This window comes from Bradyrhizobium jicamae (assembly GCF_001440395.1).
Classification (GTDB): Bacteria; Pseudomonadota; Alphaproteobacteria; order Rhizobiales; family Xanthobacteraceae; genus Bradyrhizobium; species Bradyrhizobium jicamae.
In genome coordinates this window covers 103,844-126,446 of the sequence record NZ_LLXZ01000215.1, presented here as the reverse complement: position 1 = coordinate 126,446, position 22,603 = coordinate 103,844, and the positions used below count along the sequence as shown (strand labels likewise).

Below are 22,603 nucleotides of genomic sequence, written 5' to 3'. Positions count from 1 at the left end.
TCAAATATCAGAGAAATTGGAGAGTTCAGCCTTAGCACGTTCTAGATGTACAGTCATTTTTGATTGGTCGAAGAGCGTGATCGCCTGGACCAGCTCCTCTCTCGCTTCGTCTGTCCGCCCCGAAGCCGCCAGGAGCCGGGACAGTAGTCCCTTGGCCGTTCCCAGGAAGGGTAGCGCTCCGAGCTTGGCAGTGAATTCGATCGTCCGTTGGAGGCAGTCCATGGCCTCCTCAAGCATGTGCCCGCCCTGGGACGCCAGAATGTTCGCCTCCGCACTCGCCGCCAGCGCTTCGATACCCGCATATCCCTTCTGCCTCGCGCTGGCCTGGCAGGCGTGCAAGAGAGACAGTGCGTGCTGGACTTCCCCCAGCTGGCCATAGGCTGCGCCCAGATACGCCGAAACGGCGACTTTGCTGGTTTCATGACCAAGCTTGTCGGCTTCATCCTTCGCCCGCAACAAGATCTCTGTCGCGCGCACGGCATATCCCTGCTGCGAGTAAAGGCTTCCGAGCGCGCTCATGATGAGGGGCTGAAATAGACGCGCTTCACTTTCGCGCGAAACACGAAGGGCCTGATCGAGGGCGCTTTCTGCCTCTTCAAAATCGCCGCGCATCAGCTGCACGACCCCGCGTCCATAGTCGGCCGCGATCATGTCGTAAGGACGGTCGTTCGTTTCCGCCAGGATACTCGCTTCCTCGGAGCAATGTTCGGCCTCGTCGAATTCGCCGAGCCACGCATGAACGATGGCGCTCATCATGCGGCAGAGCACCAGGAGGCTGGATCCCGTTGTCCCCGGAGGGACGTTATTCGGCGCACTCGCAAGCAATGCAGTTGCCTTTGCGAGATGCCGTTGTGCATCCCGAAATCGTCCGGCCAGAAAATACGATTGGCCCAGGCCATATTCGACAAAGCAAAGCCAGGGAGAGTTGTTCATCTGGTTGGCCAGCGTGACAGCCTCTTCCGCCACCGCGATTGCTTCGTAGGGCGTCCCGTAAAAATTCAGCGCCGCGGCCCTGATCGCGATAGATGCCAGCCGGCGCTTTTCATCGCCGATCTTCCTGGACCGCGCCTCGCTGTCCTGACCAAGGCTGAACCATTCCTCGATGCTTCCAAACGACACGAACGAGAGCCGCGCTTCGATGCGCAGATCGATCGCCCGTTGTTCACGCGCCGTCGATTCCGGCTGCTTGTCCACCGCATCCATGGCGGCCTTGAAATATTCCGTAGCGTCGCGGAACGCCGATCTGGCAAAGGCCTTCCTCGCAGCCAAATGGCCATATCGGTCAACCTTGCTCCAGTCCTGCGCCTTGATCGCGTGATGGCAAAGCGCTTCAGCAACATCCTCCTCGCGTCCGGCCGAGGTTGCTTCAAGAGCTGTCAGTATCCGGCGGTGCAGCACCTCGCGCTGCGAGCGGAGAATAGACTCGTAGGCAACCTCGCGAATAAGGTCGTGGGCAAACACGTATTCGACAGATGGGACCGACCGCACCTCCTCGAGAAAACCTCCAGCGACCAAAGCCGGCTTTGCAACTGCGCCGTCGGCATGTCGGTGACAGCGGCGAGCAGATTTGGCGACACGCGCGGTCCGAGAACCGAAGCGAGTTGCAGAAGCGCCTTGTCTTCTTTCGGCAAACGATCGATGCGCGATGCAATTACCCCCTGGACAGTGGGGGGAATTTCGAGAGTGTCCCAGGACGCGTCGGCGTCTCCGGTCTCCCCAGCGACGCGCCGGCTGATGAACTGCCGGGCAACCTCCTCGATGAAGAGTGGGATCTGTCCGGTGTGGCGGAGGATACGGGCCTTGAGCGCATCGAGATCGGGAGCAGTTCCCAGCAAATTGTCGAGCAACATGTTTGCCGAGGCAGCGTCGAGCGATCGAAGCCAGATCCGCAGCACGTCGAGGTGCTCAAGCCATTCCGGCGTATGTTCGGTCCGCCACGTCAGCAGCACCAGCAACGGGCGGGTTGCCGCAAGCGACATCAGAGCCTCAACGACGGTCTCGCTTTGGCCGTCGATCCAATGCAAATCCTCCAACAACAACACCGTGGGCCGCGACGAGATCACCCGATCCAGCATATTGCGAACGGCATCAATAATTACGCGCCGTCGCAGCAGCGGTTCAAGATCGCGCCAGCGCGGATCCGCGACGGGCTGATCGAGAACAGAATTGAGTGCCGCGGGCCAAAGCTCAGCGTCAGCCGACGCAAGGGCTTCGCCTGAGCCTGCTTGATCGGCGACGACGGGCTTCTCTGGCTGCAGCGCGCTTTGAAGAAGCTTCTTTAGCAGGGCATAGGGAACTGCTTGTTCGAGCGGATTGCCCTCGGCTTCGATCACCTGCCAATCACGTTGCCGCAACGCATCCACGAATTCGTGGACTACGCGGGACTTCCCTATTCCGGCCGTTCCCACTACGGCAGCGATCTTCCCGGAAGGGCCGACTAGCTGTGCCGCGCGCTCCAATTGCGAAATCTGCTCGTTCCGGCCAACGAAGGATGAAAGACCACTCGTCGACCGGGCTCGCCAGCGGCTGAGACCACTGATCTCGACGACCTCGTAACAAGGTACCAGTGCAGGAAATCCCTCCAGCCGTTTCGGCGGCAGGGCCTTGAAGGTCACGATTCCGGTCGCCAGACTCTGGCAGGACTCCGAAGCAAGGATCTGCCCGGCATTCGCCGTGCTCTCGAACCGCTTCACCAGATGGACCGCCGGCCCGCCCGCTTCATAGATTGACGAGAAATCCGCTTCGATCACATGCGCGACGACATAGCCGGAATGGACGCCGACCCGAACGTGAAGCTCCGGATCGTTCAGCAGCTTGATACGCCTGACGAGCTCGAGGGCTGCATGACAGGCCAGGACGGCGTGATTGTCGTCCGCGTGCGGTGCGCCGAACAAGGCAATCAGCCCGTCACCACCTTCCTTGCTGACGATGCCGCGGCTGCGGCGAACCGCCGTGCGCATGGCGATCAGGGCCGGTTCGAGGCGAGAAATCGCCTCTTCGGGGTCGAGCTCCGAAATCAGATCGGTCGAACGCTGCAGATCGGAGCAAAGCACGGTGAGGAATTTCCGCTCGCCGGCAATACGGCCACGCGCTTCGGAAACAGACGGGCTCACCGGATGGTTGGGCGCGGCCGCGCCGCATGCAGAGCAAAACAGGTCGCCAGCTCTCAGCGTCGACGAACAGACCTGGCAAGACACCCTCAGCTTCCTCCATCCACCTTGTTCAGACTAGCGAAAGATCGTTGGCGAACAAGCCTTTACGTCGGCAGTCGGGATCGGTGGGCGTTCGGACGGGCAAGCCATGGTGCACTGGATCTCGGAGGGATCTGAAGACAATTGATTCAAACATAACCGGGGTTCTCCTAGCAGATAACATGCCATGCAACTAGGGGATGCCGGACAACCCGCCATGTCGCACATGGCTCCCTGAACCTTTCCTCCATGCGCGGCACTAACGGCTCAGATTGACCGTTGTACCCGCCCGCGCACGGGACCGAATAGGCCTGAGCCGGCGCCCTTTGATCTGTCTTTTAAGGAGAATATCCATGACCAAATTTGCTTTGCTGGGCGTTGCCGCCCTCTTATCCGCTGCGGTCGCAGCGCCAGCTGCCGCGCAGGAGGTCGTCTACAATCCCGGCTACTGCGCGCAGTTCTATCCGAACGCTAACTGCCAGAACAAGGGAGCCAACAGCCCCTATACCGGCGACTACCAGCGGCGCAACCAGATTCGCGGAGCTTATGCGTGGGGGGTCAGTCCCTGTGCGATGGGCGCTGATTACTATGTCGGCCGCGGCGGACGCCGTTACGCCTGCTATTGATTACGAGACTGGCTGCTGGCGCCTGTCGCACCATGCGCCGGCGGCTATTCCTTGGCGATTCCCGTTTCCTTGATCACGCGCTCATACTTCGCGAGTTGATCGCGCGTCATGGCGCGCAGCTCCTCGGCTGAACTGCCGCGCACCGCGAATCCCAGCTCTTCAAGCTTCCGGCGCACATCCTGATCAACGACGGCCTTCAGCACCTCGGCGTTCAGCCGGGCAATAATATTCTTCGGGGTGCCAGCAGGGGCAAGAATCGCAAACCATGAATTGAAGAAGAAGCCGGGCAAACCAGATTCCGAGACGGTCGGCACGTCGGGGAATTGCGCCAATCTCTTTTCGGTGGTTACCCCGATCAGCTTGAGCTGGCCGCCGCGCACCAGCGTTGCGACGGTGCCGAGCCCCTGGAAACCGACGGGAATCTGGCCTGCGGCAATGTCGGTTGCAGCCTGGGTGGCCCCTTTGTAAGGCACATGCGTCAACGAGATGCCGGCAGCCGACGCGAACATCGCCATCGCCAGATGCTGCGGGCTTCCCGGTCCACCGGAGCCATAATCGATCTTGCCGGGCGCCGCCTTCGCAGCCGCGATCAGATCCGCTGCACTCTTGAAGCTGGACTGATTGTTGGCAATCAGCCCCCACTCCACCGTCGCGACCAACGACACCGGTTCAAAGTCCTTCAGAATATCCCAGCGCATCTTGGACTGAAGGTTCGGCACCATGGTCATGATGCTGTCGTTGAACCCGCCGATCGTATAGCCATCCGGTTCAGCCCGAGCGACGGCCTCCGCGCCAATCAACCCTGATGCACCGGGCTGATTCAGGATCACGATTTGCTGACCCATATTGTCGGCCATTTTCTGGGTCACAATCCGCGCAGCGACATCGACCGCGCTCGCCGCGGCGAGCGGCACGATCATCTTGATCGGGCGGTCCGGATAGTTCGCTTGAGCGATCGCCTGGTGGCTCGAAAACAGCGCGAGCGCTGGAATCAGAAAATGGATCAAACGCATTTGTGTCCCCCAAACCTTATCCGCGGCGAATTTGCATAATCGAAGCCGCGATTTTCTTGGGGGAAAGTGTGCGCGCGAACGCCTCGTTTTGCAATCGGCCCAGAAGCGAAATGGCCCAGCCGGCAAGACGCAGGAGCTAAAGCAACTTTCCATCAGCCCCAAAAAACGGATGCGGACCGTCGAAACTCCCGATCGGGACCTGGTGGGTGACGATAGCGCCGCCCTCCTCACCTGGAAACCAGCTGTGGAGATGGAAGGCCGGCGGCTCGACCTTGAAGGAAGGCTCGCGCAGCTCGCCAAGATCAAGGTCGACCGCATGATTCGGAGCCGGACAGATTGTAGTCGGCACGCCCGCAAACATGGTCAGCGCCGCGCGGTGCACATGCCCGGTTGCGATCAGTTGCACGCGCGCATGGCGGCGCACGATCGGCGCGAGGTCGCTTGCGTTGAGGAGATTCTGGCGGTCCATGTGCCAAATGCCTGCCTTGAACGGCGGGTGGTGCAGAAACAGCAGGGCCGGCCGGTCGGGCGACGAAGCCAGGGTCGCGTCAAGCCATTGCAGTGTTGCCTCTTCGAGTTCACCATGCGGCTTGCGGTCTACGCTTGAATCCAGCAACAGCAGATCGAGCCCCGCCACTTCGATCTTCTGGTTGAGTGGTCCGGATACGAAGGCGTACGAAGCGGAAGGGAACGCCGCGCGCATCAACTCGCGCGAATCGTGATTGCCGGGGATAGCTGCGAATGGAAGTTTGAGCGGCGCCAGCAGCCGCTCGAGGTACTGATATTCCTCTGCCGTCGGCGTATCAGCCAGATCGCCGGAAATCACGACGAAATCGGGTGCTGGCTCGAACTCGTTCAGGGCGGCGACACAGCGTTCGAGCGCCTTTGCCGTATCCACTCGGCCATAGGCGAGCGATCCCGGCGGCTTGATATGCAGGTCGGAAATCTGGACAATATGAATCGGCTGTGGCGACATCGGCCTTCTCAGTACTCGGGCGGCAGCAGACGGACAGCATCCGGCGAAATCGATAGTCCGATCCGTTCACCCGGCCTAGCTTGAACCGTATTCGGTGCGTCGACCGTGAGCAACCTGTTGGACGCGCCGCTGACGACCAGCCTTTGCCTGTCACCGATGAAACTGACGCTGTCGATCGTGCCCGAGAGCGACGCATCTTTGGCCGCCGCCACGCGGATGGTTTCCGGGCGGATCATCGCAACGGCCGCCGACATGTCACCATCGCAGTGAACCGGCTGCCGCCCGCCTGGTAACACGAGATGACCGTCCTCGATGGCCGCCTCGACGATATTCGCGGCACCGATGAATTCGGCGACGAAGCGACTTCGCGGCGTGAAGTAGATTTCGCGCGGCGTGCCGATCTGGGCAATCGTTCCCTTCTGCATGACGACAACGCGATCGCCGAGTTCCATGGCCTCGGACTGATCATGCGTCACGTAAATCGTCGTGATACCCAGCGCGCGCAGCAAGCGATTCAACTCTCCGCGCAGCCGGTCGCGCAACGCAGCATCGAGCGCGGTCAAAGGCTCGTCCAGCAACAGGATACCTGGCCGGATCGCGACCGCACGCGCCAGCGCCACGCGCTGACGCTGGCCACCGGAAAGCTGGTCAATGCGGCGGTTCTCAAGGCCGGAAATGTTGGTCAGCGCCACCAGTTCGGCAACGCGTGCCGCTCGCTCCTTGTCCGGCATCCCGCGAATCTTCAAGCCATAGCCGATATTGTCTGCCACGGTCATGTTGGGGAAAAGCGCGTAGGACTGAAACACCATGCCGACATTGCGCCGCTCGATCGGCACCGCCGTCATATCCTTGCTATCGAACAGCACCCTGCCGCCGGGATCGGGCGCTTCGAGCCCCGCGATGATACGCAACATGGTGGTCTTGCCGCAGCCGGAGGGGCCGAGCAGCACCAGCGTTTCGCCACGGGCGATGTCGAGCGTTGCAGGTTCGAGCGCGCGCGTTCCGTCGACAAACGTCTTGCCGCAGGCCTCGATACGCACCGAGGCGCCGTGTCCGGCCTCCGCACTCATTTCTTCAAATCCTTCTCGGCGAACAACTGCATCGCAACCAGCAGCGGAATGATCATCACGAAGAAGATCAGTGTATAGGCGGAAGCGACCTCAAGCCGCATCGAGGCATAGCTGTCGGCAAGCCCGATCGGCAACGTCTTGGTCAAGGGCGTATGCAGCATCCAGGTCAGGTTGAACTCGCCGAGCGACAGCGTCACCACCATCAGGCTGCCCGCCAATATTCCGGGCAGAGCATTGGGCACAATCACGTCGCGGAAGCGCCGCCACGGCGATGCGCCAAGCGATGCCGCGCCCTCATCCAGCGTTTTGATGTCAACGGTCGCGAAGACAGCCATGACCGATCGCACCATGAAGGGCATGGTGAAGATGACGTGGCCTACGAGAATGAACAACCAGGAGCGGCGAAAATTGCCAAAGCCTCCGTAAGTCAGGAGCAGTGCCAGTGCGATGGCAAGGCCTGGAATCGCCAACGGCAGGGTGATAATTTCCTCGACGATCCGAGACAGCCGCCCTCCCCGCACATGCAGGGCATAGGCGGCTGGAACGCCGACAGCGAGCGTCACGGCAAGGGTCGCAAAGGCGATCAGAAACGACAGCAGGATGGTGCCGGCATAAAGCTCCCACACCTGCATCACCCATTGCAGGGTCACACCGGACTGGATACCGCGAAAGTAGTTCACCGTGACGCCGGCGGAGATCGACAGGATCGCGGGCACCACCAGAAAGGAGGCGACCAGCAGCGTGAAGACGAGTTGGCCGGTGAAGATCAGGCGGTCGCGCATGATTTCATCCGGCAGCCGCGACGGCGCTTCCGCTGAAGGAACGGGCAAGCGCAAGAATGAACCAGGTGATGATGCCAAGACCGACCGACAGCGCGGCCGAAATCGACAAATTCGCAGCCAGCGTGAACTCGGTATAGATCAGCATCGGCAGCACGTCGATATTGGTCGCCAGCGTGAACGCCGTACCGAACGCGCCCATCGCGGTCGCAAACGCAATCGCACCGGAGGCGACGAAGGCTGGCGCCAGCGCCGGCAGAACGACGTCGCGCTGCACCGCCCACGGGCCCGCGCCGAGCGAACGCGCGGCTTCCTCCAGGCCGACATCGAGCTTCTGCACCGCTGCCATGACCGTGAGAATGACGCGCGGGATGGAGAAATAGAGATAACCGAGAAACAGGCCGTAGATCGAATAGGCAAAGACCAGCTTTTCACCGAACAGGCGGTTGGAGAAATCGCCGATCAACCCCTGTCGGCCGGCGAGGAGAATGATCATGAAGCCGACCACGACGCCGGGAAACGCCAGCGGAAAGGTCAGCATCGCAATCAGAACGGCGCGGCCGGGGAAACGATGCCGCTGCAGGAACATCCCGGCGATCGTCGCCACGACCAGGGTTACGATGGTGGTCGCGGTGGCGAGCAGGACCGTGTTGACGAGGGTCGCGCGGTAACGCGGCTCGACCAGGATCGCGAGATATCCCGCGAGCCCCTGCGGTCCCCCTGCCCCGGTTACGACCAGCCGCACCATGGGCAACAGGAAAAATGCCGCTGTCACTACCGCAAGCGGCAGCAGGCATAACCAGACAAAGGACCTATGTGACATCAGAAGTCAGCGCCCCGGCGAGAGGCGCCATATTGCCTTAGCGAACCTCAGCGAGATAGCGGTCGACGAAGCCTTTTTGCACGTTTTCCATCTGTCCCCAGTCGACATTCTTCGCGCGCGCGTAATCGCTGTCAGGCAGGAACTTCTTCTTTACGGCTTCGGGCAGCTCGATCGGTCGCGCCGGTCGGAGATAGGCGTTGGTCCAGATCGCCTGGCCCTTGTCGGACAGGAGATAGTCCAGCACCTTCTTGGCCTTCTCCTTGTTGGGCGCGTTCTTGACGAGGCCGACGACATACGGAAACACCACCGATCCCTCGCAGGGGATCACGAACTCAAAGTTTCCCTTCTCCGAGTATTTCGCGCGATAGGCGTTGAAATCATAGTCGAAGAGGATAGGCATCTCGCCGGAGACGACGCGGGCATAGGAAGTCTGCTTGGGAACGATCGGATCGTTCTTGCGCAGATCCTTGAAGAAGTTGATGGCAGGATCGAAGTTTGCTTCGGACCCCCCGAGCGCCAAATTGATCGCGACCGCGCCGACATAGCCGACCGCAGCCGACGACGGATCGAGATAGCCGACCATGCCCTTGTAATCGGGCTTCAGGAGATCCTTCCAACAGGCCGGTACCGGCTTGCCGCCGAGCGCGTCCTTGTTCACGAACAGGCCCAGCGTGCCGGAATGAATCGTGGTCCAGTAACCATCGGCATCCTTCAGGCCGGCGGAGACCTGATCCGATTTAGCCGGCTTGTAGGGCTCGAGTGCGTCCTGCGCCTTGGCCTTCATGCCGAAGGTGACGCCGAAATAGCCGATATCGCCGACCGGGTTGTTTTTCTCGGCGAGAATCTGCGCCAGCGCCTGGCCGGAATTCTTGTTGTCGTGCGGGATATCGTAGTTGAGGTCGGCCTTGATCGCCTTGAGCATGGAAGCCCAGTCCGCCCATTCCGGCGGACAATTGTAGCAAATGACGTCGGCCGCTTTGGCGGACTGCACGGGCGCGATCAGCGACAGCGACAGCAAGGCAAGAACAAAGCGAACGGTCTTCATGGATCACTCCGGCTTCAAAGATGAGGATTTCAACACCAACCGGGCAGCAAGTATAGGCCGCGTATGAAGGTTTTGCGACGAAGCGTTTTGCTATGCAGCAAACGTAGGACCGCGTTGTCGCGATCCGGCAATTTCGCCGGCTGGAGATTTCCGGTAGCATCCGGTGAGAGAGGAGACGCTCATGTATCAACCTTCAGGCGTGAAAACCTCGCCGGACTTTCCCATTCCCGATCGGATGACAGCCTGGGTATTGGGCGATCCGGATCAACTTGAGCTGCGGGAAAAGCCGGTACCCGTTCCCGCGCACGCCGAAGTGCTGGTCCGGATTGATGCCGTTGCGATATGTGCCACCGACCTCGAAATCATTCATTCCGGCTCGCCGGCGAGCATCCAGGGTGGTCTGCCCTTCAACAAGAATTTCACGCCTGGGCATGAGTACATGGGGACCGTCGCCGCGCTCGGACCCGACGTCGACGAATTCCAGATTGGGGAGCGGATCAGCGTGGAGATCCACGCCGGCTGCGGCCAGTGCAAGCGCTGCCGCCAGGGCATGTACACGTCATGCCTGAACTACGGGAAGCCGGACAAGGGCCATCGCGCGAACGGCTTCACGACGGACGGCGGCTTTGCCGAATACGCCATCAATCACATCAACACGCTGGCGCGGGTGCCCGATACCATGAGCGATGCCGAGGCAACGCTGGTGGTTACCGCAGGCACCTCGATGTACGGGCTGACAGAGTTGGGGGGATTGGTTGCCGGTGAGAGCGTCGTGGTGATCGGCCCGGGGCCGATCGGACTACTCGCAGTGGCCGTCGCAAAGGCGCTGGGCGCCAGCCCGGTCATCCTGACCGGAACGCGCGATAAACGGCTCGCGATCGGCCGCGAACTCGGGGCCGACCGCGTCATCAATATCAACGACGAAGACGCGGTTGCGGTTGTCAAACAACTCACCGGCGGCATCGGCGCAGACTATGTGGTCGAATGTGCCGGCAACGAGGCGACAATCAACCAGGCCATTCACATGACCAATCGCGGCGGGAAAATATGTCTCGCGCATTTCCACACGATCCGGTCGTGATGGATCTCGCACATCTCGTGAAGAACAATATCTATGCCTACGGAATCCGCGGCGAAGGCCGCAGCGCCACCCGCCGCGCCATGGCGCTGATGGCAGAAAAGCGCTTCGACGCGACGAAGATCCACACCCACACATTTCCGCTGCTCGACCTGCCGACCGCGCTGCGATATGCCCGCGAGCGCGTCGAAGATGCGATCAAGGTGGTTGTCACCAATCGGAAGGCGGACGCCATCACGAGGACGGCAGCCGAATAGCACGGAGCGACAGCACTCACCGTCCTTCGAACTTCGGTTCTCGCTTTTCCATGAACGCCTTGATGCCCTCCTGCATGTCCTGCGTCTTGAATAGCGGCAGGAGTTGCAGATAGACATGGTGCACATGATCGGGGAACGTTTCGTTGAGCCCCATTCGCATCATCCGCTTGGCGGCCTGAACCGCCAGTGGCGCGTTGGCAGCGATCTCGCGTGCTATCTCGCGCGCCCGTCCCATCAGCTCAGCGTCCGGCACGACCTCATTGGCAAGGCCCCATGCGAGCGATTCCCGTGCTGAGAGCGTGCGGCCGGTAAAGATCAGTTCCGACGCCTTGGCCCAGCCGATCATCCGCGGCAGAAACCAGGTTCCTCCCGATTCCGGTACCACACCGCGTTTGACGAATGCCGCGGCCAGCTTCGCAGATTCAGCCATGATACGAATGTCGCAGCCGAGCGCCGTGTCCATGCCGTAGCCCGCAGCGCCGCCGTTCACCGCACAAATCGTCGGCTTGTCCATCGCCTGCAGAACGGTCGGCGGCGTATTGCGCAAATCAAGCGAAGTCGCGGAGGAAGCCGCGCTGAGGCCGTCACCGCTGCGCTCCTTCCGCAAATCCAGACCGGCGCAAAAGGCGCGCCCGTTCCCGGTGAGGATCACACAACGAACGTCGCGGTCCTCGTTTGCCCTGACGAGGAGCCGCGTCAGGTCATTCAGCATGGGACCCGAAATCGTATTCATGCGCTCCGGTGCGTTGAGCGTAATAACCGCGATATGGTCCGCCACATCATAAAGAACTTCGTTGGATTCGGTTTGCATCGTGCGCTGGGTTCGGTCCATGGGGCGTCCTGTTCTGCTGAATCCTATCGCGCTCGCATCAGATTCGTCCCAGGGCGGTCAGGATAATCTGGGGCGTCAAGGGGATTTCCGTGATGATCGCCCCAAATGGCTTGAGTGCGTCGTTGACCGCATTTGTGACGGCAGCGGCCGCGCCTGCCGTGCCGGCCTCCCCTGCGCCCTTCGCGCCCAGCTCCGATTCCAAGGTCGGCGAAACCACATGCCCGACATCGATATCCGGCATCTCACCGGACATCGGAACCAGATAGTCGGCCATATTGGCGTTGGTTAGCTGGCCGCGTTCGTCATAGACGCATTTCTCGAACAACGCCGCGCCAAGCCCCTGCACCACACCACCCCTGATCTGCTCATCGACCAGCTGTGGATTGATGATGGTGCCGCAATCCTCGACCACCCAGTGCTTCAGCAACTTCACAAAGCCGGTGTCGATATCAACATCAAGCCACGAAGCCTGAACGCCGTTGGTAAACGCGAAGGGATATTCGCGCGGGACAAAGTGCCTTGTGGCCATCAGCTCGGGCTGAATGCCCGGTGGCAGCGTGTCCGGGCGGAAATAGACGATGCGGGCAAGCTCGCTCAACTCGATCCGCGGCGCGCCATCGACCACCGTCACCACCACGTTGTTGACGATGTCGAGCTCACCCGCCGTAGACTGGAGGATGGCGGCTGCGACGTCGAGTATGTTCTTGCGCAGCACCTTGGTGGCCTGCAGCGCAGCCTCGCCGCCGATGCCGGCACCGCGCGAAGCCCAGGTGCCCCCGCCATAGGGCGTATTGTCGGTGTCGCCCAAAATCACCCGAACGCGATCCATCGAGACGCCGAGTACGCTGCCAACGATCTGCGCCGTGAGCGATTCAGATCCTTGACCCTGCTCAGTGATGCTCGTTTGGCAGATGACGGAGCCCTGCGCATCCAGTCGTACCGCGACACCGTCCTGGGAGGATATTTTCGCACCACCAACACCGTAGAACGCAGCGCTGGGATTGGTGACCTCGATGAAGCTGGCGATGCCTATACCCCGATGGATGTTTCTTGCCCGCAGGGCGGACTGCTCGGCGCGCAACGCGTCATAGTCCATCATCCGGACAAGCTTGGCGAGAGCTGCGTGGTGCGACAATTGCTCGAACCGCAGGCCCGACGGTGAGGCGCAGGGATATGCATCATCCGCAATCAGATTGCGGCGGCGGATCTCGATCGGATCCATGCCGATCTTCATGGCCGCCAGATCGACCAATCCTTCCGTCACCGAGCAGGCGATCGGATGGCCGACGGCGCGGTACTGGCACATCACGTTCTTGTTCTGGAACACGACGCGGGCCCGGGCGCGGTAGTTTCTGGTCACATAGGGCCCACCGACAAGATTGACGACCTGATTGGCTTCGATCGCGCTGGTGCGCGGATACATCGAGTAGGGCCCGATGCCCGTAAGGTCGTCGATCTCGAATGCCGTGATGGTGCCGTCCCGCTTGACGCCGATCTTTCCCTTGCAGCGATGATCGCGGGCATGAATATCGGTATTGAAGCTCTCGACCCGGTCCGCCACGAACTTGACCGGACGCCGCAACAGCTTGGACAGCGCGTAGGCCGCCATCTCATCGGCATAGATATGGACCTTGATGCCGAAGGAACCGCCGACGTCCTTGCAGACGACTCGCACCTGCGATTCCTTCAGGCCAAGATGAAGCGCCGCGATATTCTGCACCATATGTGGCGCCTGCGAGCCTTGATAGATGGTCAGTCGCGCTTCCGCGGCGTTCCAGTCTGCTACCACCGCGCGCGGCTCCAGCGTCACGCCGGTGTGGCGCCCGAAAATGAACTCTGCTTCGATCACCTCGTCGGATTCGGCAAGAGCCTGATCGACCGTGCCCGCATCGTGATTGCGCTCAAAAGCCAGATTGTCACCAAGCGAAGCATGGATCACGGCTGTCGTTGGATCGAGCGCGGTGCGCATATCCGTGACGGCATCGAGCTCCTGATAGTCGACTGAAACAAGCTCCGCTGCGTCCTCGCCCTGAGCACGACTATTCGCCACGACGGCCGCAACCGCTTCGCCCTGCCAGCACACCCGGTCAATCGCGATCGCATTTTGCGGAGCGGATTTCATACCCTTCAAATGCGAGAGCACGCCGACCCACGGCGTGATGACGGCCGCGAGCTCCCCGCCTGAGACGATGGCAATCACTCCTGGCATCTGTTTGGCTGCAGACGCATCAATGCCAATGATCTTCGCATGCGCGTGCGGCGATCGTACGAACACGACATGTACCATGCGCGGCAGTTCGATATCGCTGACATAGAGTCCGCGCCCCTGCATCAGACGATCGAGATTTGGCCGCGGCACCGTCTTGCCGATATAGGAATTCGGACGGTCCAGCGCAGAAAGCGTTTCGGGATTTGCCGATGTCGACGTCATGGCGAGCGCCCGGCGCGCGCCCGCGCTGTGGTCTCGATGGCATCGACGATCGCCTGGTACCCTGTGCAGCGGCAATAATTACCGGAAAGATGCTCGCGGATCTGCTCTCGATCCGGAGTTGGCGATTGTTGCAGCAGATCCTGCGCCGCCATCAGCATTCCCGGTGTACAGAAGCCGCATTGCAGCGCGTTACGCTCCCGGAATGCGGATTGCAAATCGGCGATCTCTCCGCTGTCGGAAACCCCCTCGATTGTCTCGACCTTTGCATTGTGCATCTGCACCGCAAGCATCAGGCAGGAACGGATGATGTCGCCATTGACGCGGACCGTGCATGCGCCGCACACGCCGTGCTCGCATCCGACATGCGTTCCGGTCAGCTTGAGATGCTCACGGAGAAAATCCGCCAAATTCAGACGCGGTAGTACACTCGCTTCAACAAGCTCGCCATTGACACTCAGCGAAATCGCAACCGCAGCCGTCACGCCGATACTCCCGTGCAGAGATCAGGGCGGGAAAGCAGCGAGGATACGCAACGCATCAGCAGCACCTTCGCCAGATGGCGGCGCATGGCCGGCGTCGCCTGTTGATCCTCGAGCGGACTAAGCTCCTCATCCAGCGCGGAGGACGCCTCGGCCAAGACTGCAGGCGTGACGGCCACGTCAATCAGTTCGCCGGCAGACCTGGCCAATAACGGGCGGTCGCCCACTGCAAAGAAACCGAGGCGAAGATCCGCGAACCGTCCATCCCTGACCAAAGCCTGGGCGGCTAGGCCGACGATCGCGTAGTCGCCATGCCGGCGGGCGAACTCGTGAAAGTAATGCGTCGAGTCTTTTGGCTGCACCGGCAATTCAACTGCGATCAGCAGCTCCTGCGGCGCAAGCGCGGTTTCGTAGATTCCGGCGAAGAACTCATCAGCCGCAATTCTCCGCTCACCGCGCGGCCCTCGCGCAATGATGGTGGCATCAAGCGCCAGCATACAGGCCGGCAGCTCCGATGCCGGATCTGCCTGGGCAAGGCTTCCGCCGATGGTGCCGCGGTTGCGGATCGCGGGATGGGCAACATGGGCGACCGCGTCCCTCAGCAAGGGAGCATGAGCCGCTATTTCCGGGGATTTCAGGAGATCGGCATGGCGTGTCAACGCGCCGATGGTGAGGACGTCGCCCTTCACCGTCACTCCACGCAATTCGGCGAGCTCGCCGATATCGACAATGAACTCCGGTGCCATCAAGCGCAGATTCATCGCCGGGAGCAGGCTCTGGCCACCCGCCAACACCTTGGCCCTTTCGCCATGCGCGGTAAGCAATTCCAGCGCATGTGCGACGCTGGTCGCGCGGGCGTAATCGAAAGCCGAGGCTTTCATTTTTGGCGTGACCTCCTCGGCCAACTATCGGCGTTTTCACGGGATTAGACGGCTCGGATCGGCAAAGGTCAAGTTATCGGGCGATTATTTTCGAGTTTACGCTTGTTTTCGAACGACGAACGACGCAGGTTCTGTGCAAACAAAAAGCCTGCCTTTGGGGAAGAGCGATCATGAAGCTTGGCTTCTTTACGATGCCCATCCATCCCGTCGACAAGGATTGGCGGCTTTCGCTCAAGGAGGATCGCGAGGCTTTCCTGCTGGCCGATGAACTCGGATACACCGAGGGTTATGTGGGCGAGCACACCACCGACAGAGCTGAGAACATCACGTCCTGCGTCGCTTTTATCGCATGGCTTGCGGCGGCAACCAGGCAGATCAAGCTCGGGACCGGCACCGTCAACATGCCGAATGCCCATCCTGCGGCGATTGCAGCCGAGATCGCGATGCTCGATCATATGCTCGACGGGCGCCTGATCTTCGGCATTAGCCCCGGCGGCCTGTTATCGGACGCGGAAGTATTCGGCAACCTCGACGCGGACAGGAACGCCATGTTCCTGGAGGCGATCAATCAGGTGCTTCAGATCTGGGCCAGTGAGCCTCCCTACAATCTTCGAGGCCAATTCTGGAACATATCGATTCAGAAGACTCTGATCGAGGATATCGGCCAGGGCTTCATCCCGCGTCCCCTGCAACGGCCGCACCCGCCGATCGTGGTGACCGCGGTGGCACCGTTCTCAAAAGGCGTGACGGAAGCCGCCGCTCGCGGCTGGGATCCGATCTCGGCAAACTTCCTGATGCCGGCCTGGGTGAAAAGCCATTGGCCGAAATATGTCGAGGGTTGCGAACGCGCCGGACGTCCCGCGGATCCGGCGAATTGGCGCGTTGCCAAGAGTGTCTTCGTTGCCAAGGACGCAGCTACCGCAAAGGCCTATGCCACCGATCCGAACGGGCCCTATGTCTACTACTATCGCTCGCTGTTCACCAAGCTGAAGCGCAGCGGTCGCGTCGAACTGTTCAAGACGCGCCGCGATCAGCCCGACGACGAAGTAACGCTGGAATCGATCTGCGACAAGCTGATCATTCATGGCACGCCGGAGAGCGTGGCGGATCAGTTGCTGGCTTTTCAGGAAGAGACCGGACCGTTCGGCACATTGCTCTATGCGGGCAAGGACTGGAAGGATCGCGAACTGGGGCGTCAGTCCATGATCCTGATGGCCGAACAGGTCATGCCGAGGCTCAATGCCGGGGCCTCCAGCGACTCCAAAGCCGCTGAATGATCCGAGAGGTATTCTTGCCGTGGCGCTGAGTGATCGCATCCCCTATCAGGCACAGGTCGACCGGCCCAAGCTGACGCTGCCTGGCGGCAAGAAGCTCGCGGTATGGGTCATCCTCAATGTCGAGGAGTGGAGGATCGAGAGCGCGATGCCTCGCACGGTGCTGAGCCCACCGATGGGCCAACCGCTGCTGCCCGACGTGCCGAACTGGTCCTGGCATGAGTACGGAATGCGCGCCGGCTTCTGGCGACAGTTCAAGGCACTGACCGACCGCAGAATGCCCGTGACATTGGCGCTCAACGCCAACGTTTGCAACACCTACCCGCGCGTCACCTCCGCTGCGCTCGAAGCCGGATTTGAATTCATGGGCCACGGTTTCGTGCAGAGCCCAATGCACAAGGTCGAAAACCAGGCGGATGCCATCAAACGATCGGTCGAGACGATTTCGAAATTTACTGGAAAGGCGCCACGGTCGTGGGAGAGCCCCGGCCTAACGGAGACCGAGGAAACCCTCGATCTGCTGCGCCTCAACGGCATCGAGTATGTCGCGGACTGGGTCATCGACGATCTCCCGCAGGATATCGCCACCCCTCACGGCACCGTGACGACGATCCCCTACTCGGTCGAAACCAACGACATCGTCATCCATGCGCTGCAGCACCTGCCCTCCGAGCAATTCCTGAAACGCTGCACCGATCAGTTCGACCGGCTGTATCTTGAAGGCGCATCGAACGCGCGGATCATGGCGATCTCGATCCACCCCTATATTACAGGCGTGCCGCACCGCATCAGATATCTGGAGACACTGCTCGATTATGTCCTCGGTCACGACGGCGTGGCGCTGATGACGGCGAGCGAGATTGGCGACTGGTACCGCGCAGAGATGACGAAGACCTAGAGTTGCGCCCTATCGCGCGGCCGCGATAGCTTCAACGAGAGGTCGGCGGTCCGCTCACGAGGGTTTGTTGCCATCTCCGGCAAGAAACCGACCGAAGCCACCGCGCGCAAATAGCAAGGGCTCCTGCCGATTATAGGCGTAGGATTCGACCGCGCCGAGGAAGATGATGTGGTCGCCGCCGTAATACCGATTGGCCGCGCGGCATTGGAAATTCGCGACGCTGTCGGTCAACACCGGCGCGTTGCCAAGCCCCGGTGTCCAACTCACACCGGCGAACTTGTCCTCCGACGATTTTGCAAACTGCGACGCCAGCGCCTGTTGGGAAGCTCCGAGAACATTGACCGTGAAATGGCTGGCGTTCTGGAAGATCGTAAGCCCTTGCGAAAACATCCCCAGGCTCCACAACACCAGCGGCGGATTGAGCGAGACCGAAGCAAAGGAATTGCAGGTCACGCCATAGGGCCTTCCATCCGCGGCCATCGCGGTGACGATGGTGACGCCCGTGGCGAACGTGCCAAGCGCATTGCGAAAATCGCGTGGGTCGATCGCCGAGTTGTCGCTAGCAAGCTCGTTGGCGGGATCGGCCGGATGTTTGGGTGCGTCAGACATCCACCAGGCCTCAGAGCGTCAGATTTTCGGACGGCAGGCCAAGCGCCACGCGTCCATAGTTGGTTCCCGCCGCATCGAAATTGAATGCGAGGTGCGAATTCACCGCGTGCGCGTCGCGGAACTGCCGCTGCAGCGCTCCTGACGTGAACAGGCTGCGCGCGCCGCTTGCCGCAAACAACAGCGAAACTGCTTCGGTGCAGAGGTTCACCGCGAAGGCGCCATCCCGCCGCAGTGTGGTCTTTCCCGCCAGATCGGGGATATAGCCCCGCCTCGCGTCAGCCATCGCATCGATGCAGTTCGTGCGCATGACGAGGCGGGCCGCGTCGATCTTGGCGGATGCCTCCGCGATCTTGATTTGGGTCGTCTGCAAATCGCTGAGCTTGGCTCGGTTGTAAGTCGACGCCCGATGTCGTGCGAGTTCGACATAGTCATTCAGACAGGCCTGGGCGTTGCCCAAACCGACACCCGACAACACGTAAGGAAAGAGAGAGAAGACCGGCAGCGCATACAGCGCGTTTGGATTGACGACACTTCCCGGCGTCGGCCCGCCGGTCAGATCGCTGACCGCGACCGTCATGTTCTCCGCAACAAAGACATCCTCGACCCATACGTCGTTCGACCCGGTACCGCATAACCCCGTCGCGTTCCAGGTGTCGTTGATCCTGTACTGGCTCCTATTGAGCAGGAATAGTCGATACTCGATGCCATCGGCCTCATCGTCCGAAGCCACCACGCCCGCAAGCATGTTCCAGTCACAAGACTCGACGCCCGATGAGAACGGCCAATGACCGCGCAGGACATATCCTCCATCCGCCTTCCTCGCGCGGCCGGCCGGAAAGATAAAGGACGACGCGATCAACGCATCGGCATTCCTGTCCCAGACCGCATCCTGCGCCTGTTTGTCAAACATGCCGAGCATCCAGTGATGGCTGGCAAGATTGGCGAAATTCCACGAGACGGAAGCATCCGCCTGCCCCAGCGCGTCGGCGCAATCAACCAGAGCAACATAGTCCAGCTCCGCGCCCCCGACGCGCTTGGGCTGCACGATCCGGAACAAGCCGGCATCATGCAGATCGCGTTCAGTCTCCGGCGGCAGGCGCCGCAGCTCTTCTGTTCTTGAAGCGCGATCGCGCAGCTCTGGAATCAGGGCCTTGGCTCGCGCGACCATGGCGGCATAGCCGGCCGTACCCGGTGCTCCGGGCGAACCTGCATCCGGCCTGACGCTGTGTTCCGCCATATGTTTCCTCGCCAACTCCGCTGCTTTTCGTCGCCCGGGCTCTGCTAGTCTACCGGTTGACCGTTAATGATCAAGGCACGGCGAGCATGGCTAATTCGCCATAAAGCACTACCCCCAAACGCAAAAAAGCCCGGTGGCTAATAAGCCACTTCAGCAGCCGAGCGGGAGTTTCTGTTGAAAGAAGCCTTGCGCGATATTTGCGACCGCCCCCGCAAGCGACAAATCGATACGCTAACACGTGTCGTTGATCGTCGGACAGTGAGCTACCGCTGGCTGACAGATCTTCCGGGACGCCATGGTGCTTCTCGACACACCTAGTGATACTTAGATTGAGCAAAGCGAATAAAGCCATCCGGGCGTCTTAGCCGCTTCGGGAAGAACCAGGCAGTACGTAAGGCTTTCCGACGCGACGTTGGGCTGTCAAACGCAGTGCACTTCGATAGCCTGGACAGAGAGATCAAGGCGAGGATGATAGCGGCCAATTATGCCGCGCCAGCCAAGCCAACGCGCCCGAACAAGCGAGGTAAACTAGGCCGGCCCAAAACCAGGAACGGCCGCGCGCGGCACTAACAGAGCGTAGATAGAGGAACGCGCCGATCAGCTTGCCGTAATTTTTTCTGAACTCGCCATTGAGCTTCGATATCTCGACAAGCTCAGAAGATTGGTCGAACATTGCAGCGCCTCCTGGAAAGAAGAACCAGGTGCTCCATAGACAACTGATTTGGGAGAAAAGTCAACTTAATTTCTGATTTTCCGAAATGAAGCTAATCCTGCTTTCGTGAAACGGCCCAGCTTGTTTCGTCGTTGCGAAAGAGCGTCATGGCAACCCGGGTGCCAATTGGAAAGGTTTTTGCGTCTTCGACGGCTACTTGCCCGGTCGTGCTTTGCAACAGAATCAGATAGAGCGCAGCGACATCGAAACGAAATTGTTGGGCCGTGGATGGCGCAACCTGCGGCCCAATAGAGCGCAAGGAGGCTGTCAGATGTTTTTCGTTGCTGCCGTGCTCACAATTCTATCGGGCTTGTTCTACGCGGCCGGCCGTCACGAGATCGGCTCGCTGGGTGTCGCGATGTGCCAATACGGCAGTCCGTTCTGCGACAATCCACTGCTTGTACTGGTCGCCGCAGGATTGGCTGCGTGCTGGGGCGCATTTGTCAGCGTGCGCTGACGCGCTCGCTGAGGGGCCTGCGAAGTCGTGTGATGATGCCGTTGTGCCGGTGATTTGCCCGACGTGTCAAACGGCGCGCTCTACTGCGGCGGCGGGTTCACCGGGTGAACGGGCTTTGGCACTGGTGGACTAGGCTCGACCTGCAGCTTCGGCTCGGTCGGAATGACATCCGCACCGGCTGCCCGGGCAGCCTCGCCAGTGGTGCTGTAGTTCGCAATCACGGGGTGCTGCATCTTCGGCTTATTCCATGGCCCATGGTCGAAGATCAGCATGCCGAGCACGCCGAGAACTGCGACCGCAATCGCAACCTTCAGCGGCGCGCCGCCGCGCCGGGTCGACTGATCCTCGGTCAATTCCCTCGTCATCGGAAAATCCATGTTGTCCTCCTCAGACAAAATCAAATCCCGGCGACGACGAAGGTTCCGCCTGATCCATCAAGGAAGCGATAATCCACTGGAACAAACGTCTTGTCAGCGCGTTGTCGACACATTAGCCCCGTCCCGGCAATTGCCAGGCGATCGAGTGAGTTGATAACGTGGAAATCGAAAACTCAGGGCCATCGCAACCCGGGATGGCAGAACGCGCAATCGACACCGCGACCGATGTGTCACGCACGCTGACGGAAGTGTCCGCCGCGCTGCAAACCGCGGTCGGGCGTCTCAGCGACGCGATCACCGCAGCACGGAAGCCCGGCATGCCGCTCGCAACCATCAGCGCAATTACCCGCGAAGCGCCGCTGGCCAGCCTGTTCGTCGCCTTTCTGTTCGGCGTCGCGATTGCGCGACGCCGCTAGCGAGCCTTCTCAGAACTTGCCTTTCGCCGAATCCTTTGCGGCTGACATGACGCCGCCGGTGATCTGTCGCATATGTTCACCGGCGTTGGTGAACTGGCTGCGCAGGAATTCGGACTGGATCCGCATCGCCTCCTGAAGGTCGGTCGCGTGGACCAGCTTGCGGGCATGCTCGAACGCAGCCTTCATGTTCTGCTCGGTAAACGACAGCGCCTGCCTGGAAATTTCCGTACCCGCGCCGGGCATCGACGTCATGGACTTGCCGGCGGCGTCGAAGAACATGCCGAACGCCTTTTCCGCCTGATCGATGGTTTTCTCGGCCAGATCACGCAGTTCGGCCGGGACTTCGAGTTTCGGTTCAGTCATGGTCGCTTCTCCAGTGTCGACGTTGGCAGGTTAGCACAATTCCCGTCTGCGTCTGCGTCGTATTGACCGGCCTTCGCCGGTCATGGACCTCCGCGTCGGCATCAGCCCCCTGATCCCAGCCAATAGTCAAAGGAATGATTTCCTTAAGCTGCGGCCCGTAACCGTACGGAGGTGACGCAGGATTCCAATGGTGGCAACAGTGTGGCATAGTGATTCGGGTTAGGTGGCGTTGCGTCTCTGGTTTTTAAGTCTCTCTTGGGACATGGGGATACGATGCTGCAAACGTTTCGACCGACACCCACCTGCACGCGATTTCAGACCAGCATAGAAATGCCCTGCATGAAATGCGGCGCGCAGATGAGACTGGCCACGATCGAGCCGCGCGACCAGCATTACGACGTGTTGACCTACCGTTGCACGCCCTGCGACTCCGGCGAGAGCTTCCTCAAGGCGCGCTGACTACGGCCCGTTCACGACGGCCGTTCCGGCCGGCGTCAGCACAAGGCCCTCCTCGCGCGCTTCGACCAGGCCGAGGTCCGTCAACGTTCGCAGATCTTCATCGCTGACCGGCGACAATTTCAGTCGGCGAGCTTGAATATCCCGCAACGTCCAGCGGAGACCGATCGCCTTCTCGAGGCTGAATTGAGCGAAAGGATTTTCCGTCATTCGCTTAAGACTACAAGACCTTGGAAATCAGATTTGTGTTTCACGGCGCCGTCCGCGGCGCAGCTGATAAATGCACAGACGTCCCGCCAGGTTCCCTGGCGAGGACCAATTCC

Annotated in this window: 24 protein-coding genes; 7 read left to right on the top strand and 17 right to left on the bottom strand. The window is 60.6% G+C overall.

From position 1 onward, the window contains the following. Both CQ12_RS37680 and CQ12_RS37675 read right to left on the bottom strand, forming a co-directional pair. Positions 1 to 1,398, bottom strand: a complete 1,398-nt coding sequence (locus CQ12_RS37680; protein ID WP_057840276.1) for an ATP-binding protein — start codon at positions 1,396 to 1,398, stop codon at positions 1 to 3. Continuing rightward, positions 1,377 to 3,197, bottom strand: a complete 1,821-nt coding sequence (locus CQ12_RS37675; RefSeq protein ID WP_083519652.1) for an ATP-binding protein — start codon at positions 3,195 to 3,197, stop codon at positions 1,377 to 1,379. The genes CQ12_RS37680 and CQ12_RS37675 overlap by 22 nt, the downstream gene beginning before the upstream one ends. Positions 3,198 to 3,544: 347 nt before the next feature. On the opposite strand from CQ12_RS37675, the gene CQ12_RS37670 reads away from it, so the two are divergent. Beyond that, positions 3,545 to 3,817, top strand: a complete 273-nt coding sequence (locus CQ12_RS37670) for a hypothetical protein (protein ID WP_057840274.1) — start codon at positions 3,545 to 3,547, stop codon at positions 3,815 to 3,817. A 44-nt stretch (positions 3,818 to 3,861) separates the two neighbouring features. Here the strand turns inward: CQ12_RS37670 and CQ12_RS37665 are convergent, their stop codons facing one another. The 6 genes from CQ12_RS37665 to CQ12_RS37640 form a co-directional block, all read right to left on the bottom strand. After that, positions 3,862 to 4,737 carry a Bug family tripartite tricarboxylate transporter substrate binding protein gene (locus CQ12_RS37665; RefSeq protein ID WP_083519657.1) on the bottom strand — a complete coding sequence of 292 codons (876 nt, stop codon included), beginning with the start codon at positions 4,735 to 4,737 and terminating at the stop codon, positions 3,862 to 3,864. A gap of 229 nt (positions 4,738 to 4,966) precedes the next feature. Continuing rightward, complete coding sequence (locus tag CQ12_RS37660) at positions 4,967 to 5,806, bottom strand: phosphodiesterase (protein ID WP_057840273.1); 840 nt, start codon at positions 5,804 to 5,806, stop codon at positions 4,967 to 4,969. 8 nt (positions 5,807 to 5,814) lie between these two features. Further along, positions 5,815 to 6,876 (bottom strand): ABC transporter ATP-binding protein, encoded by a 1,062-nt coding sequence (locus CQ12_RS37655; protein ID WP_057840272.1) that lies wholly within the window; start codon positions 6,874 to 6,876, stop codon positions 5,815 to 5,817. Continuing rightward, a complete protein-coding gene (locus CQ12_RS37650; RefSeq protein ID WP_057840333.1) occupies positions 6,873 to 7,658 on the bottom strand; it encodes an ABC transporter permease in 786 nt (261 codons plus the stop codon). Before CQ12_RS37650 ends, CQ12_RS37655 begins: the two co-directional genes overlap by 4 nt. A gap of 4 nt (positions 7,659 to 7,662) precedes the next feature. Next, positions 7,663 to 8,478 carry an ABC transporter permease gene (locus CQ12_RS37645; protein ID WP_057840271.1) on the bottom strand — a complete coding sequence of 272 codons (816 nt, stop codon included), beginning with the start codon at positions 8,476 to 8,478 and terminating at the stop codon, positions 7,663 to 7,665. A 37-nt stretch (positions 8,479 to 8,515) separates the two neighbouring features. Next, positions 8,516 to 9,523, bottom strand: a complete 1,008-nt coding sequence (locus tag CQ12_RS37640; protein WP_057840270.1) for an ABC transporter substrate-binding protein — start codon at positions 9,521 to 9,523, stop codon at positions 8,516 to 8,518. 181 nt (positions 9,524 to 9,704) lie between these two features. Between CQ12_RS37640 and CQ12_RS37635 the strand changes: the two genes are divergently transcribed. After that, on the top strand, positions 9,705 to 10,604 hold the full coding sequence (locus CQ12_RS37635) for a zinc-dependent alcohol dehydrogenase (RefSeq protein ID WP_245310322.1): 900 nt from the start codon (positions 9,705 to 9,707) through the stop codon (positions 10,602 to 10,604). Continuing rightward, positions 10,601 to 10,858 carry an MDR/zinc-dependent alcohol dehydrogenase-like family protein gene (locus CQ12_RS47080; protein ID WP_245310321.1) on the top strand — a complete coding sequence of 86 codons (258 nt, stop codon included), beginning with the start codon at positions 10,601 to 10,603 and terminating at the stop codon, positions 10,856 to 10,858. The genes CQ12_RS37635 and CQ12_RS47080 overlap by 4 nt, the downstream gene beginning before the upstream one ends. 16 nt (positions 10,859 to 10,874) lie before the next feature. On the opposite strand, the gene CQ12_RS37630 is transcribed toward CQ12_RS47080, so the two are convergent. The 4 genes from CQ12_RS37630 to CQ12_RS37615 are packed head-to-tail and all read right to left on the bottom strand — an operon-like array spanning position 10,875 to position 15,481. Further along, entirely contained in the window at positions 10,875 to 11,690 is an 816-nt protein-coding gene (locus CQ12_RS37630) for an enoyl-CoA hydratase/isomerase family protein (protein WP_057840269.1), read from the bottom strand. A 37-nt stretch (positions 11,691 to 11,727) separates the two neighbouring features. Further along, positions 11,728 to 14,121 carry a xanthine dehydrogenase family protein molybdopterin-binding subunit gene (locus CQ12_RS37625; protein ID WP_057840268.1) on the bottom strand — a complete coding sequence of 798 codons (2,394 nt, stop codon included), beginning with the start codon at positions 14,119 to 14,121 and terminating at the stop codon, positions 11,728 to 11,730. Beyond that, positions 14,118 to 14,603: a (2Fe-2S)-binding protein gene (locus CQ12_RS37620; RefSeq protein ID WP_057840267.1), complete on the bottom strand. Its 486-nt coding sequence runs from the start codon at positions 14,601 to 14,603 to the stop codon at positions 14,118 to 14,120. Before CQ12_RS37620 ends, CQ12_RS37625 begins: the two co-directional genes overlap by 4 nt. Next, positions 14,600 to 15,481: an FAD binding domain-containing protein gene (locus CQ12_RS37615; RefSeq protein WP_057840266.1), complete on the bottom strand. Its 882-nt coding sequence runs from the start codon at positions 15,479 to 15,481 to the stop codon at positions 14,600 to 14,602. Before CQ12_RS37615 ends, CQ12_RS37620 begins: the two co-directional genes overlap by 4 nt. 170 nt (positions 15,482 to 15,651) lie before the next feature. On the opposite strand from CQ12_RS37615, the gene CQ12_RS37610 reads away from it, so the two are divergent. Together CQ12_RS37610 and CQ12_RS37605 are read left to right on the top strand one after the other, a co-directional pair. After that, on the top strand, positions 15,652 to 16,758 hold the full coding sequence (locus tag CQ12_RS37610; protein ID WP_057840265.1) for an LLM class flavin-dependent oxidoreductase: 1,107 nt from the start codon (positions 15,652 to 15,654) through the stop codon (positions 16,756 to 16,758). 19 nt (positions 16,759 to 16,777) lie between these two features. Continuing rightward, a complete protein-coding gene (locus tag CQ12_RS37605) occupies positions 16,778 to 17,653 on the top strand; it encodes a polysaccharide deacetylase family protein (protein WP_057840264.1) in 876 nt (291 codons plus the stop codon). A gap of 54 nt (positions 17,654 to 17,707) precedes the next feature. On the opposite strand, the gene CQ12_RS37600 is transcribed toward CQ12_RS37605, so the two are convergent. Both CQ12_RS37600 and CQ12_RS37595 read right to left on the bottom strand, forming a co-directional pair. Beyond that, the gene (locus tag CQ12_RS37600) at positions 17,708 to 18,262 is read right to left on the bottom strand and encodes a flavin reductase family protein (RefSeq protein ID WP_057840263.1); all 555 of its coding nucleotides are present in this window, start codon (positions 18,260 to 18,262) and stop codon (positions 17,708 to 17,710) included. A gap of 10 nt (positions 18,263 to 18,272) precedes the next feature. Next, positions 18,273 to 19,499: an acyl-CoA dehydrogenase family protein gene (locus CQ12_RS37595; RefSeq protein WP_057840262.1), complete on the bottom strand. Its 1,227-nt coding sequence runs from the start codon at positions 19,497 to 19,499 to the stop codon at positions 18,273 to 18,275. A 983-nt stretch (positions 19,500 to 20,482) separates the two neighbouring features. Here CQ12_RS37595 and CQ12_RS37590 point away from each other — a divergent pair. Next, a complete protein-coding gene (locus CQ12_RS37590; protein ID WP_057840332.1) occupies positions 20,483 to 20,668 on the top strand; it encodes a hypothetical protein in 186 nt (61 codons plus the stop codon). An 80-nt stretch (positions 20,669 to 20,748) separates the two neighbouring features. Here the strand turns inward: CQ12_RS37590 and CQ12_RS37585 are convergent, their stop codons facing one another. After that, positions 20,749 to 21,045: a hypothetical protein gene (locus CQ12_RS37585; protein WP_245310320.1), complete on the bottom strand. Its 297-nt coding sequence runs from the start codon at positions 21,043 to 21,045 to the stop codon at positions 20,749 to 20,751. A 194-nt stretch (positions 21,046 to 21,239) separates the two neighbouring features. On the opposite strand from CQ12_RS37585, the gene CQ12_RS37580 reads away from it, so the two are divergent. Continuing rightward, a complete protein-coding gene (locus CQ12_RS37580; RefSeq protein WP_057840261.1) occupies positions 21,240 to 21,461 on the top strand; it encodes a hypothetical protein in 222 nt (73 codons plus the stop codon). Positions 21,462 to 21,470: 9 nt separating this feature from the next. On the opposite strand, the gene CQ12_RS37575 is transcribed toward CQ12_RS37580, so the two are convergent. Then, entirely contained in the window at positions 21,471 to 21,824 is a 354-nt protein-coding gene (locus tag CQ12_RS37575; protein ID WP_057840260.1) for a phasin, read from the bottom strand. A 459-nt stretch (positions 21,825 to 22,283) separates the two neighbouring features. Further along, on the bottom strand, positions 22,284 to 22,490 hold the full coding sequence (locus tag CQ12_RS37570) for a hypothetical protein (protein WP_057840259.1): 207 nt from the start codon (positions 22,488 to 22,490) through the stop codon (positions 22,284 to 22,286). Between the last annotated feature and the right edge of the window lie 113 nt (positions 22,491 to 22,603).